We start from the raw sequence: 12,820 nt of genomic DNA, 5'->3' as shown, positions 1-12,820 counted from the left end.
ATTAGATCTTCAAAAGGAAAAAAGTACAATACAGATAGAAAACTGTGCATTGGCTCATGCGCTATTTTCGGCCAACTTTGCATCATCAAATTATAACACAAAAACTTAAATCAAAAAATACCATGAATCGTTCAGCAAAAGCCATCTGGAATGGCACTATCAAAGAAGGCAAAGGACACCTTACCTCACAAAGTCAAATCTTAAATCAAACTCCTTATTCGTTCGTGTCCCGCTTCGAAAACCAGTCAGGCACTAACCCGGAAGAACTAATGGCTGCTGCCCACGCCGGATGTTTTACGATGAAGTTGAGTGCCGACCTCACAACAGCGGGTTTTGTGCCTGAAGAGCTCAGCACAGAAGCAGTGGTTTCGCTTGTGAACGGTGTAATTTCAAAATCGGCACTTACGCTACATGCCAAAATACCCGGCATAACCGAAGCTGAATTTTTAAAAATTGCAGCTATTTCTAAAGAAACCTGCCCTGTGAGCAAGGCATATAATTTAGAAATTACACTCGACCCACATCTGCTTTAATCATACATACACTCAATAAATATTAATAATTAAACTAACAAGAAAATGAAAACGATATATCTAGTAGTAAGTCTATTAATAGGTTCTGTTTTAAACAATTCATTATCAGCCCAAAATCTTCGTGAGCCGGCATCAGCAGGGAGAGAAGAATACATTGAGGTTGAAAAAAATGTAAGGCTTCATGTAACAGACCTCGGAGAGGGTCAACCGATTGTACTTATTCATGGCTGGCCGTTAAGCGATGCTATGTATGAATACCAATATCAATATTTAGTTCAGAAAGGATTCAGAGTCATTGGTATCACACTCAGAGGTTTTGGCAAATCAGATAAGCCTTATGGCAAGTACAACTACGATGTATTTGCCGATGATATTAAGTTTGTTTTGAACAAGTTAAAAATAAAGAATGCTGTGCTAGGAGGATTTTCGATGGGTGGTGCTGTTGTGATTCATTACGTAGCTAAATACAACTCGGCTCATGTTTCTAAACTTGCATTATTCGGCGCAGCAGCACCATCGTGGAAAAAACAACCTGATTATCTTTACGGTGCCTCGGACGAAGATGCAGCAGCATTAATAAACCTTAGCAGAACCAACAGACCACAGGTTTTAGAGAACTTCGGAAAAGGATTTGCAGCAACAGAAAACGGCATTTCGGCAGGCTTGGCAAATTGGCTTGAAACTATCAACTTAGAAGCATCGCCTTATGCAGCTACTCAATCTTTGCTTGCTCTCCGTGATACAGATTTACGCCCCGAATTAAGCAAAATAACAATACCAGTGGCTATATTTCATGGAGTAAAAGATAAACTGTGTGATTTTAGCTTTGCCGAACAATTACATAAAGGACTAAAAAACTCGTTCATTGTAAGATTCGAAAATAGCGGTCATGCCTTGTTTATTGAAGAATTAGAAAAATTTAACACAGAACTCGAAAAATTTGCCCGACAATAAACTACAAAATAAGCAGGTAAAGGCAACAATGTCTTTTCCCTGCTTATGTGCTAAAGATTACTTAATTTTGGATTTCTGACGACAGTTTCCCTTCTTAAAGTTGATGATTATGATGAAGCAAAATGTATTTGAGGCAAGTCTTAAAAAACTGGGCTTGGTTTCGGTAAATAAAGAGAGTAGCAAGCACATTAATAATGGTGCTTTTAAAACTTTTATCAAGATTTTATACCTCCCGGAAGGCTACAAAATCACTATCGATTTTAATGTGCATGTTACCACGCAAAAGAGTTTGTTTTTTATAAGTCCGAATCAGTTCTTTCAGATTGAAGAAGTTGGTAATGAAGAAGGTCAGCTTATTTTTTACAACCGTGATTTCTACTGTATACAAATACATGATGCAGAAGTTGCGTGTGATGGCCTACTATTCAACAGCATCAACAATATGCGAATGATTTTAGTAGTAGATGAAGAAGTAGACTTTATCAATGCGCTTTATAAATACATCGACGATGAATTCGGATGCGATGATAATTCGAAAGAAGAAATGATTCGTACGTATCTGAAACAATTGCTCATTAAATCAACCAGAATCTGGAAGAAAGAACACTTCGGAAAGGAAATGCTACAAAACAACAGTGAGATGGAGTTTTTCAGACGCTTTAATGTGCTGGTTGATGCTTATTACAAGGAAAAGCACAGTGTAGCCGACTACGCCGATTTGCTATGTATAGCCGCCAAAACTATCACTAACAAATTTAAGCGGCTTAATCTGCCACAACCCAACGAGGTAATCAAAGACCGTATTATGTTAGAAGCCAAACGGCTACTGATACATACCTCTATGACAGCCAAAGAAATTGCCTATGACTTGGGCTATGAAGACCCCGCTTATTTCAGCCGCCAGTTTTTATCAAAAACTGGCGAAAGTCCATCAAATTTTAAGAAAAAGTATCTATCAGAGAATTAAGCAATAACTGACTTATGATATAAAATAATAGGCCGTATTTACAAAACAGTAAATTACAGCCTATTTTTATTAAAGGAAACTCTTAAATACCTAGCATTACGCTGCTGCTGCAGCCCTCCGCTCATATACAAAATTCACAAAAATACCCAGAAGTACCAATAAGCCCATTTTTTCATTATCGTTGATATTGGCGGTAATTGTGCCTTCGTTGCTCCAGAATTGCTTGGTTTTTTCAAACTCCAGTACTTCTCTGTTTACATCATCAATACGCCATTGAGTACCCCAGAAATTTCTGGTTTCCATTGTAAACTTTTCGCCGTTTATCAAGTTAATTTCAGCCTTTCTTTTCCAGTTCGAAAACGTTATTTCGCCAATTAGTTGCTTGTTATCCTCTCTGTAAATCTGAAAATCACTCTTCCAGAAACTTTTCTTTTTAAACAAATATTTCTTTTGCTTAAACTCTCCGGCTACATCGGTTTTAAAGCTATCAAACTCCACATAACCTACTTCCGAATCTCTCTCCAAAACATTAATCTTGTTGCTGAGCGCTTTTTTTAAATAGTTGAACGTATTTCTCATCTTATTTTCATTTTATAATACAAAAATAACATTTCGAGTGTCTTTTCCTTCAACATTATGATAGCAGGCTATTTTCAAGGATAAAGCAAGCCCAGTTTTTTTTAATCTTCCACCACCGGAATATCAACCTCTTTTATCAGGCTTATATCTGCATTTTCAATACCTTCTTTTACCAGACGATTTGCTTGTTTTTCGTAGGTTTTCTCAAAGATATTACGTGCCAAACGCCCATTACCGAACGATGAATCTCTATCTTCGTATAGTTTCTTAAATAGCTTATACACTTTCTTTTTGGCGGCTTCATCAACCTTTAGTTGTACCTTTTGTGCTTGAATCAAATAAATTTCCAGAATCTCTTCAGGTGTATAATCTTTAAAGCCGATATACTTGTTAAATCTCGAATGCAGGCCTGGGTTAGAATTGATAAATTCAGTCATTTTTTCTTCATAACCCGCCACAATTACCACAAAATCATTGCGGTGGTCTTCCATGTATTTTACAATGGTATTTACTGCCTCAGGGCCATAAGTATCGTCGGTATTGAGGGCATAGGCTTCGTCAATAAATAAGATACCACCCGTAGATTTTTCACATACTTCACGGGTTTTTAAGGATGTCTGACCCGTATACCCTGCCACTAATCCGCTTCGGTCGGTTTCGTATAAATGCCCTTTACTAAGTATGCCCAAAGCCTTGAATATCTTGGCCAATAAACGGGCAATAGTAGTTTTACCCGTACCCGGATTTCCATGAAAAACCATGTGAAGCGAACGCTCCGGCACTTTAATGCCTTGTTCTTTTCTGATTTTTTCAATCTTCAAAACATTCACCAAGCTACTTACTTCGTCTTTTACATTTTGTAATCCAATCAGCGCATTTAGTTCAGCAAGCAATTCGTCTAAAGTTTGCTCCGGTACAACAGGCGTTTGTTTGCTTGCAGGAACACTGGCAGTTTTTTCAGGCTGATTTACTTTTATGTCAGGATTAATCATTTTGGTAATCCCATCTAAACCTCTTAGCAACACATGAAACGGATTGCTGGTATATTGTGCTTGCCCTTGCGGATATTCTTCCTGCGCCTCAGCGGTTTTTGAGTAAATATCATTTTCTCTATAAATCTGTGGTTCTCTGCCAGCTAATCTGTCATTCACTACTTTATAAAAAGCCGCTATGTATTCTTCTATTGTATTGTCAACTTTTACCTTTCGTTCGGCTGTTCCAAAAACAACAGAATCAGGGGTCGGACACCGCACCGTAACCGTTTCATTATACGGAAACTCAATCACCTCTACATCGCCTGACTGATCGCTATCTACCAATAAAATACGCTTGGTAGTAGCCAACAACAACACATGCTGGTTATGCCAATAACCATGCACAGAGGCATCAATGTATTCATCTTCCTGTATAATGCTCGGTAGTGCTTTCAGCTCGTTGCGGAGCATCAACATAGCAAAAGGATTTAAATCTATTTGTCTCTTTATTTGTCCGTAAGTTGGCATTTTAATTGAATAATTTTTAAATAAATTAAGTCGATATTTTACTAGAAAGCAAGCCCATAAATGATGAACTACCTGAAAAGCATGAATAACCGTATGATTTATTTGATGAGCGTAAGCCTTAAATAACAAGAGGCAAGCGCAATGCTCACCTCTCATTAAATATCATCCATTGATTTAAGCTTACGCTTTCGGATACGTCCAGCCTTTTCTATATTGGCGGCTCAGGTATTTGTTGGCGGCTGAATCATTTATAAATACCTCTTTTTCTCTGTCCCATTCAAGGCTTCGGCCTGCTTTCAGGGCGGCCATTCCTAACAAACTCATGTTGGTTGCTCTATGGCCTTTCAGAATATCGGCAAATGGCAATTGTTTCGATTTGATTGATTTCAATAAATCAGCAAAAACCAAATCAATGTTCTGTAAATCAGGCTGATTTAAAACCGGATCTTGGTGAATGATTTGTTGCTTGGTATCTCTCGGGAAGAAAGTCCAGCCTTTTGTCCAACCCATGTGGAAAGTACCCTCTGTGCCATGAAAATACACGCCTACCTCTTCGGTTTTAGAGGTTGGTCTTCCGTTCAATACGCTATGCTCCCATGTACAGGTAAAATCTTCAAACTCATAAGCTACTACCTGGCTTTCGGGCGCATTGTTGTTGTTGGTGTTAAACTTAGTACTGGCCATCGAGAACACCTTTTTAGGAGCAATTTCGTCTGTCCACCACAATATCTGGTCAAACCAGTGTGGGCCCCAGTCGCCAACCATACCATTGGCAAAATCGACCTGATTACGCCAGTTTCTTGGGTGAATAGCTCTATTGTAAGGCACTAATGGGCCTGGGCCACACCACATATTCCAATCCATTTCGGCAGGTGTTGGCTCATCTGGTGTTACTTTACCTTGCCCGAAATTATACGTTACAAAAGCTTTTACTTCTTTTATTTTACCTACTTTACCCGACTTCAAAAATTCTTGTCCGCTTACATTATGCGGCGAGTAACGGCGGTGAAACCCTGTAATACAGATTTTCTGTGTATCACGGGCAGTTTTCAAAATAGCTTTACCCTCGTTGATTGTATGCCCGATTGGTTTTTCAAGATACACGTGTGCGCCGGCTTTCATGGCATCAATGGCAATCAAAGCATGCCAGTGGTCAGGCGTAGCATTTATTACTATTTCAGGTTTTTCTTTCTGTAATAGCTCCTGATAATTTTTATAAATTCTTGGTTGGTCGTTAGTCAACTTTGCTATTTCAGCCTGGCATCGTTTAATTTGTCTGTCGTCAACATCACAAATAGCTACAATCTGGCATTCGCCCGATTTAATGGCTTCTCTTACAATATTGGTTCCCCACCAGCCTGAACCTATCAACGCGGTTTTGTATTTGGCTTGTGAAGCATACGTTATAAACGGACGAGAAACTAATGCCCCTGTGGCTAAGGCAGAAGTACGAATAAAATCTTTACGATTCATGATTTAATTTAGTGTTTTGAATAGATTTTCAGAAAATTAAGTTTTATCCATTTATCTTGCAAAACAATTTGCAAAAGATTAGCCTTATGCTACCTAAACCTCAGCTAAAAACCGAAATCCTTGCAGGTGTTTCTACTTTTCTGGCTACGATGTATATCATTGTGGTAAACCCTGCAATCCTGAGCCAATCGGGTATGTCGTTCAATGGTGTGCTTACCGCCACAGTTCTGCTTTCGTTTTTCTCCAGCCTTATGATGGGCATCTATGCCAAAAATCCTATTGTAGTAGCACCAGGTATGGGCATGAATGCCTTTTTTACTTTTACGGCTGTAAAAGGCATGGGTATTTCGTGGCAGGTGGCTTTAGGTGCGGTTTTCTGGGCAGGTGTTTTGTTTTTGATTTTGTCGGTTTTTAATATCCGTTCGCAAATCGTCAAGGCTATTCCTAAACCACTGCGCTATGCAATTTCGGCAGGTATTGGGCTTTTTATTACCCTTATTGGATTTGCCAATGCCAAGTTTATTGTGGCCAATCCGGCTACTATTCTAGGCATCACCAGCCTGCACGACCCCATTATTATTACTTTTCTGATTGGCTTGGCTGTTACCATGATATTACTCGTTAAGCGTGTGCAGGGTGGTATTATTATTGGTATTTTGCTTACTACTTTTCTGGCTATTCCTATCGGTAGGCTGTGGGGCGATGCCTCTGCTGTCAATTTCGGGCAAAAGACATTGGTAACATGGCAAGGTGTTTTTGCTGCGCCAGATTTCAGCCTTTTATTTCAATTAGATATTGTCAATTCACTCAAAATAAGTCTCATACCCATCATTTTTGCATTTGTATTCACCGATTTGTTCGATAGTCTGTCAACATTTGTGGGCGTAGCCGAAGCCGCCAACTTATATGATGCCGACGGAGAACCTCGCAATATCAAACAATCCTTACTGACCGATGCCGTAGCTACTACTTTGGCGGGTTTGCTAGGCACAAGCCCCGGCACAGCTTATATCGAATCAGCAGTCGGGATTAGTCAAGGAGGCCGAACAGGTATTACAGCTATTACGGCTGGGCTTTTGTTTTTACCCTTTATGTTTTTATCGCCCCTACTCGGCATTATTCCTGCCATTGCTACAGCCCCTGCCTTGATAGTTGTTGGCGTATTGATGATAAAACCCATTACCAAAATCAACTGGGATAAACTAGACGATGCCATTCCGGCTTTTCTGGCTATGGTGCTTATTCCGTTTACTTATTCTATTACACAGGGTATTATCTGGGGTTTTCTGGCATGGACTGTTATTAAAATTGCTACGAATCAATCGAAAGAAGTTTCGTGGATGCTTATAATTATTGATATTTTTGCTCTCTGGGCACTCTATTTGGGGCACTAATCATTTCATCAATGAAACAAAAATACATTTACCTATTATTAGCGGGTTTATTACTCAATAGCTTGCTACCTTTAAACTCAATAGCACAACGAATTGCTATTTTAGGAGCCATGCCCGAAGAAATTCAGTTGTTGGAATCTCAAATGACACAGGCCCGTACCAAAACTATCATGGGTTTTCAGTTTAAAACAGGTAAGCTCAATGGGCAGGAAATAGTGCTTAGTGAAACAGGCATTGGTAAAGTAAATGCGGCTATGGTAACCACTTTAGTCCTAAAAGAATTTCAACCAAAATCGGTTATTTTTACAGGAATAGCCGGAGGTATCAGCCAAGACTTGAAACAAGGGGATATTGTAATTGGTAGCCGCCTGACTTACCACGACTACGGCGATTTAACCAACGAGGGTTTAAGCACCAACCCTACCCGAAACCCCATAACCAAAGAGCGTAACCCACTCTATTTTCCGTCTGATTCGGGTTTAGTATCACTTGCCATAAAAGCATCGAAAGATGTGACTTTACAAAAAATGTCAGCCGAGGCTGCCCAACCGAACATAAGTGTCGGAACAATTGTTACTGGAGATACATTCGTAACATCAAGCACAGCCGTTGGGCATTTTCAGAAAACCCTGCAAGCCGATGCAACAGAAATGGAAGGGGCGGCCGTGGCACAAGTTTGTTTCCAACAGCACGTGCCGTTTCTGGTAATCAGGTGTATTAGTGATAAAGCCAACGAAAAGGCATCGGTAGATTTTGAAACATTCAAAAAGATTGCTTCTGATAATTCGGCCACATTAGTAAAAGAAATACTTAAGAAATTATAAACTAAGATTTGAACACATGACCTACGATTTTGACGAAGTAATAGACCGCACACAAACTGATAGCGTAAAGTGGAGCCGTTATGGTGATAAAGACGTGATTCCGTTGTGGGTGGCTGATATGGATTTTAAGGCTGCGCCACCGATACTCGATGCACTTGATAAAGTAACAAAGGAGGGAGTTATAGGCTATTGGAAAGTGCCTGATACATTGGTAGAAGTAGCCCTGAAACGATTGGAAGAACGCCATAACTGGAAAGTACCTAAAGAATGGCTTGTGTGGTTACCGGGCATGGTGCCAGGTCTTACACTTACTTGTATGTGCGTAGGCGAAGATGATGACGAAGTAATAACAACAGTGCCAGTTTATGGCCCATTCATGAAAGCGCCATTAGCGGCCAGAAAAAAACTGGTAAAAGTACCTTTGAAGGAAGAGAATAATCGCTGGACGTTTGATTTTGAGGCTATTAAAGCGGCTATTACACCTCGCACAAAGGTGTTTATGTTGTGTAATCCTTATAATCCGGGCGGTACGGTTTTTACTAAGGAAGAATTACAAACGCTGCTTGATATTTGTGTAGCCAATAATATTGTGATTTGCGCCGATGAGATTCACTGCGACTTAATATTGGACGAAACCAAAAAGCATATTTCTATTGCAACGCTAAGCCCTGAGGCCGCAAAACATACGGTAACCTTAATTGCGCCAAGCAAAACCTTTAATATTGCAGGTTTGGGTTGCTCACTTGCCGTAATTCCCGATGATGGACTCCGAGCTAAATATGCCAATATGCGTTATATACTAGAACCTATGGTGTCGGCGTATGCTTATCAGGCGGCTTTGGCGGCGTATCGGGACAGCGAAGAATGGCATGAGAAATTGCTGGTTTATTTGCGCAAAAACCATGAGTATATTTTGAAAGAAATGAATGCATTTAAAGGTTTTAAGATGTTGCCATTAGAAGCTACTTATCTGGCCTGGATTGATGTACGAGAAGCAGGTATCGAAAATCTGGCTGAAAAATTGGAAGAAGCAGGCGTCGGAATATCAGAAGGTGAAATGTTCTTTGATGGAAAAGGTTTTATACGCTTAAACTTTGGTACCCAAATGAGCCAATTGATAGAGGCAGTAAGGAGAATGAAAACTATTTTGGAAGTGAAGTAGATTCTCAAAACTATATAACACTTAATTCAGTTGATTTCTTATAGTTTTTTTGAGAAGTGTAGGCTAAATAATTAATCATAATTTCAAGCGTTCTTAAATAAACAAAAAGATGAAATCAACTGAATTAAGTGAGAAATTTATGTTTGGGCTGAATCTTGCAATAAAAAGACTTATTGAAAAAAGCGCCCTTACTGATGATACACTTGTTATAAGAGATAAGCAGGGAAATATAAAGGAAGTACCGGCAAAAGAACTACTAAAAAACTACGAAAACAAACAATAATCTTGTCAGTTATCTTTGATAGATTATCGATTTTATTTTGCTGATTTCCTCTTAAATCATAAATCCACATGCACGAAATTGAACCTTTCTACAATTGGCAAAGATATTATGTATCAGAAGACGATGAGAAGTCGCCTTTCTATGAGCGTACTTATGGTATAGAGTACGAAGACACCATTTATGGATACTATATTGACCCTAACTGGGATTCTATCGGCTCAGAAACACTTTACTGCAAAATACTAATAGCTGATTACGACCTCCGATATGCAGTAATCGAGCTTTTCGGCGAGTGGAATGATACGCTGCATAATGATATTATGTTTCTGAAAAGAACTGTAATTGACCATCTTAGCAAACAAGGCATTAATCAATACATACTGATAGGTGAAAACATTTTCCAGTTTCACGGAGGCGAAGAAGATTATTACGAAGAATGGTATGAAGATGTAGAAGACGGCTGGATAGCCGCCATAAACTTCCCGAATTTCATTCTGGAAGAATTCAAACGTTACCACATTGATTCTTACATCAATTTCGGCGGTACCCTACAAATGATAGACAACTGGCGAACCATGAAACCACATTTGTTTTATGATGTTGTAAAGGGGCTGATTATGCGGCGGTTGACGTAGATGAAAGAGTTTAAAATCTACTACTTTCAGAATCAGTTCTTGTATCAATAATGGCAAGAATATAAACCTTTTCATCATCAATTTGGTAAAAGCACGCTGCGTTTTTATGTATAATACATTTTCTAACTCTTGGGTTTTTAGCAGATGCAGGATACATAAAAGGCATCTTCTCTATAAGAAGTAATTTTTCAGAAAGCCGAACAAGGAAATCAACTTTTACTTTATTCGAGTACGTATTCTGTAGAAAACTAGCAATAGCCTCTATTTCTTCTGTAGCTTTATCTGTAATTACAACTTCTCTCATTCAGACATTAATTTATCAATTACCGATTTTGCAGAAGAATATCTGCCCGCATCAACATCTGCAAGACCTTGTTCAATGCTCTTTTTAGTAGCTGGAGACAATGTATCCCAGAAATCTTCTGTAGAAGTAACTTTCTGAAATGAAATATTCATATATCTCAACAATCCTTCTAATACTTTCTCTTGCTCCTGATTTACATCTAATACTAATGTAGACATGATATAAAAATTTAGTAAACAAATTTAACACTCTAAGCACAAAACGAAAATATCTGGCTATTAATTTCTTAAGAAAAACATAATTTAGCAGGGTCTTATGTTCAAAAAACATAAGACCCCGTTTTCATTACTTCATCAACTTCCTGTCTTTCAACCAATCTTCCATGCGAGCAGCCCATGTCTCTACCGGGCCTCTGTTTTTCTTTTTTAGCCCGTAGCCGTGGCCACCTTTTTCGTAGATGTGCATTTCTACAGGCACTTTGTTTTTCTTGCAGGCCAAAAAGTAAGCAATACTGTTTTCAGGTTGTACTCCATCATCTGTTGTACTTATAAGAAATGTAGGTGGTGTATCTTTTGTTACTTGTTTATCGTTTGAATATAATTCAATTTTATCCACCGCCGGATTTTTGCCAATAAGGTTATCTCTTGAACCGAAGTGCGTAAATCTGTCATTAAAAGTAATAACAGGATAAATCAACAAAGAAAAATCTGGTCTTACACTTACCGATGGGTCTGTTATTTCACCTACCTGTGTATTGAAATGCGTAGAAGCTGTTGAAGCTAGGTGTCCACCTGCCGAAAAGCCCATAATACCTACTTTATCTGGCGAAATACCATATTTAGCAGCATTTTTACGCACAAGTCTAATCGCTTGCTGTGCATCTTGTAAAGGTCTTATTTCGTCGTTGTCGAATAATTCTTCTTGCGGTAAACGGTACTTCAATACAAAGGCTGTCATGCCTCTTTCATTAAACCACTTGGCAATGTCGTAACCTTCGTGGTCGATAGCCAGAATACCATAACCACCACCCGGACAGATTATCACGGTTGCATCGGTAGTTTTTTTCTTGGCCGGATACACAATCAGTGCAGGTTGCGTTACATCTTTTACACGTGTTATGCCATCAGAAGTTTTTGAGTCTTCGGGCACTTGTTTTCCTGTTGAACCTGGTGCAGTATCTGTGTAGAGTAAAATAGTTTGGTTTTGGGCATAAAGATTCGACATAACAGTCAGGGCGAATAACGTTAAAAACAATTTTTTCATTGAACGTTCTTTTTGAGAGGTTGGATAATGGATGGTTATTTTACAAAGTTGAAAAAAAATATTGTTTCTGACACTTTTCTCTTAATATTGTATTAGCTATTTCTTTCTTATGCTTCCTGGGTTAAACAAGTATCTCCATTTTATTCAGCAAATCTATCCACTTTCGCAGGAAAGCCTCGAAGCACTTGCACCTTTTTTAAATCACAAAAGTTTTGTAAAAAAAGATTACCTGGTAAAACAAGGAGATATTTCAAACGAATTATTCATAATTATGTCGGGCTGTGTGCGTGAATATTTTGAAGATGCCCACGCCAATGAGATAAACACATGGTTTGGTATAGAAAATGCTATTGCAGTTTCTACCTATAGTTTCTTTTCTCTAAAACCAAGTTTAACCAATATTCAGGCTTTAGAAGATACCGAGACCATTGTAATCAGACAGGAAGATATACAAAAGCTTTTTAACGAGTTTCATGAAATAGAGCGATTAGGCCGCCTGCTTGCCGAGCAATACCTGGTGCAGATTGACGAAATAAAAATTATTCTCCAAACCCTATCGGCCAAGCAACGCTACGAATACATTTTACAGCATAAGCCCGAGTTAGTTCAACGTATTCCGCTAAAATACCTCGCCTCATTTCTGGGGATTAAACTAGAAACCCTGAGCAGGGTACGTGGACAAAAATAGCAGGTTCACAGAAGTAAACCTGCTATCGGAAACACCCCACATCTAAAATTAATCGCAATAAGTATTACAACAACTTATGACTGGTACCCTCAATATTGCAAAGTTTACATCATCAGTTTTCAATTTATTCGATACTTTTATTGAATGGTTAACAATTTTACTAAACGGCTGATTATTAACAATAAAATCAGGTTGTAGAAGTAAATTATTTGACATTTATCAAACACTTATCTCAATAAAATCTAGCAGATTTGAAATC

General features: G+C 38.6%; 15 protein-coding genes. 9 read left to right on the top strand and 6 right to left on the bottom strand.

Going from position 1 to position 12,820, the window contains the following annotated elements; all coding sequences use genetic code 11:
* Positions 1-122 precede the first annotated feature (122 nt).
* The 3 genes from WAE64_RS05235 to WAE64_RS05225 all read left to right on the top strand — a co-directional run bounded on the left by WAE64_RS05235 (position 123) and on the right by WAE64_RS05225 (position 2,454).
* Positions 123-533 carry an OsmC family protein gene (locus WAE64_RS05235; protein WP_340235176.1) on the top strand — a complete coding sequence of 137 codons (411 nt, stop codon included), beginning with the start codon at positions 123-125 and terminating at the stop codon, positions 531-533.
* A gap of 45 nt (positions 534-578) precedes the next feature.
* Positions 579-1,487, top strand: coding sequence for an alpha/beta fold hydrolase (locus tag WAE64_RS05230; protein ID WP_340235175.1), 909 nt, complete (start codon positions 579-581; stop codon positions 1,485-1,487).
* A gap of 109 nt (positions 1,488-1,596) precedes the next feature.
* Entirely contained in the window at positions 1,597-2,454 is an 858-nt protein-coding gene (locus WAE64_RS05225; RefSeq protein ID WP_340235174.1) for a helix-turn-helix domain-containing protein, read from the top strand.
* A gap of 96 nt (positions 2,455-2,550) precedes the next feature.
* Here the strand turns inward: WAE64_RS05225 and WAE64_RS05220 are convergent, their stop codons facing one another.
* The 3 genes from WAE64_RS05220 to WAE64_RS05210 all read right to left on the bottom strand — a co-directional run bounded on the left by WAE64_RS05220 (position 2,551) and on the right by WAE64_RS05210 (position 6,008).
* Positions 2,551-3,033: an LURP-one-related family protein gene (locus WAE64_RS05220; RefSeq protein ID WP_340235173.1), complete on the bottom strand. Its 483-nt coding sequence runs from the start codon at positions 3,031-3,033 to the stop codon at positions 2,551-2,553.
* 101 nt (positions 3,034-3,134) lie between these two features.
* Positions 3,135-4,535, bottom strand: a complete 1,401-nt coding sequence (locus WAE64_RS05215) for an AAA family ATPase (RefSeq protein WP_340235172.1) — start codon at positions 4,533-4,535, stop codon at positions 3,135-3,137.
* A gap of 180 nt (positions 4,536-4,715) precedes the next feature.
* Positions 4,716-6,008 (bottom strand): Gfo/Idh/MocA family protein, encoded by a 1,293-nt coding sequence (locus WAE64_RS05210; RefSeq protein WP_340235171.1) that lies wholly within the window; start codon positions 6,006-6,008, stop codon positions 4,716-4,718.
* An 86-nt stretch (positions 6,009-6,094) separates the two neighbouring features.
* Here WAE64_RS05210 and WAE64_RS05205 point away from each other — a divergent pair, with 86 nt between their 5' ends.
* The 5 genes from WAE64_RS05205 (at position 6,095) to WAE64_RS05185 (ending at position 10,306) form a co-directional block, all read left to right on the top strand.
* Positions 6,095-7,402 (top strand): NCS2 family permease, encoded by a 1,308-nt coding sequence (locus tag WAE64_RS05205; protein ID WP_340235170.1) that lies wholly within the window; start codon positions 6,095-6,097, stop codon positions 7,400-7,402.
* Between the two features lie 11 nt (positions 7,403-7,413).
* Complete coding sequence (locus WAE64_RS05200; RefSeq protein WP_340235169.1) at positions 7,414-8,226, top strand: 5'-methylthioadenosine/adenosylhomocysteine nucleosidase; 813 nt, start codon at positions 7,414-7,416, stop codon at positions 8,224-8,226.
* A 16-nt stretch (positions 8,227-8,242) separates the two neighbouring features.
* Entirely contained in the window at positions 8,243-9,388 is a 1,146-nt protein-coding gene (locus WAE64_RS05195; RefSeq protein ID WP_340235168.1) for a MalY/PatB family protein, read from the top strand.
* A gap of 109 nt (positions 9,389-9,497) precedes the next feature.
* Positions 9,498-9,671: a hypothetical protein gene (locus WAE64_RS05190; protein ID WP_340235167.1), complete on the top strand. Its 174-nt coding sequence runs from the start codon at positions 9,498-9,500 to the stop codon at positions 9,669-9,671.
* Positions 9,672-9,739: 68 nt separating this feature from the next.
* A complete protein-coding gene (locus tag WAE64_RS05185; protein ID WP_340235166.1) occupies positions 9,740-10,306 on the top strand; it encodes a hypothetical protein in 567 nt (188 codons plus the stop codon).
* A gap of 10 nt (positions 10,307-10,316) precedes the next feature.
* Here WAE64_RS05185 and WAE64_RS05180 read toward each other — a convergent pair whose 3' ends face one another.
* The 3 genes from WAE64_RS05180 to WAE64_RS05170 all read right to left on the bottom strand — a co-directional run bounded on the left by WAE64_RS05180 (position 10,317) and on the right by WAE64_RS05170 (position 11,873).
* Positions 10,317-10,610, bottom strand: coding sequence for a type II toxin-antitoxin system RelE/ParE family toxin (locus tag WAE64_RS05180; RefSeq protein WP_340235165.1), 294 nt, complete (start codon positions 10,608-10,610; stop codon positions 10,317-10,319).
* Positions 10,607-10,828 (bottom strand): hypothetical protein, encoded by a 222-nt coding sequence (locus WAE64_RS05175; protein WP_340235164.1) that lies wholly within the window; start codon positions 10,826-10,828, stop codon positions 10,607-10,609. Before WAE64_RS05175 ends, WAE64_RS05180 begins: the two co-directional genes overlap by 4 nt.
* Before the next feature lie 127 nt (positions 10,829-10,955).
* Positions 10,956-11,873: an alpha/beta hydrolase gene (locus WAE64_RS05170; RefSeq protein ID WP_340235163.1), complete on the bottom strand. Its 918-nt coding sequence runs from the start codon at positions 11,871-11,873 to the stop codon at positions 10,956-10,958.
* Positions 11,874-11,982: 109 nt separating this feature from the next.
* Here WAE64_RS05170 and WAE64_RS05165 point away from each other — a divergent pair, with 109 nt between their 5' ends.
* Positions 11,983-12,561: a Crp/Fnr family transcriptional regulator gene (locus tag WAE64_RS05165; RefSeq protein WP_340235162.1), complete on the top strand. Its 579-nt coding sequence runs from the start codon at positions 11,983-11,985 to the stop codon at positions 12,559-12,561.
* Positions 12,562-12,820: the final 259 nt, after the last annotated feature.

Source organism: Emticicia soli, assembly GCF_037860775.1.
GTDB classification, from domain to species: domain Bacteria; phylum Bacteroidota; class Bacteroidia; order Cytophagales; family Spirosomataceae; genus Emticicia; species Emticicia soli.
Note: the sequence above shows the minus strand (reverse complement) of the source record. Positions and strands in the feature narration are given on the sequence as shown.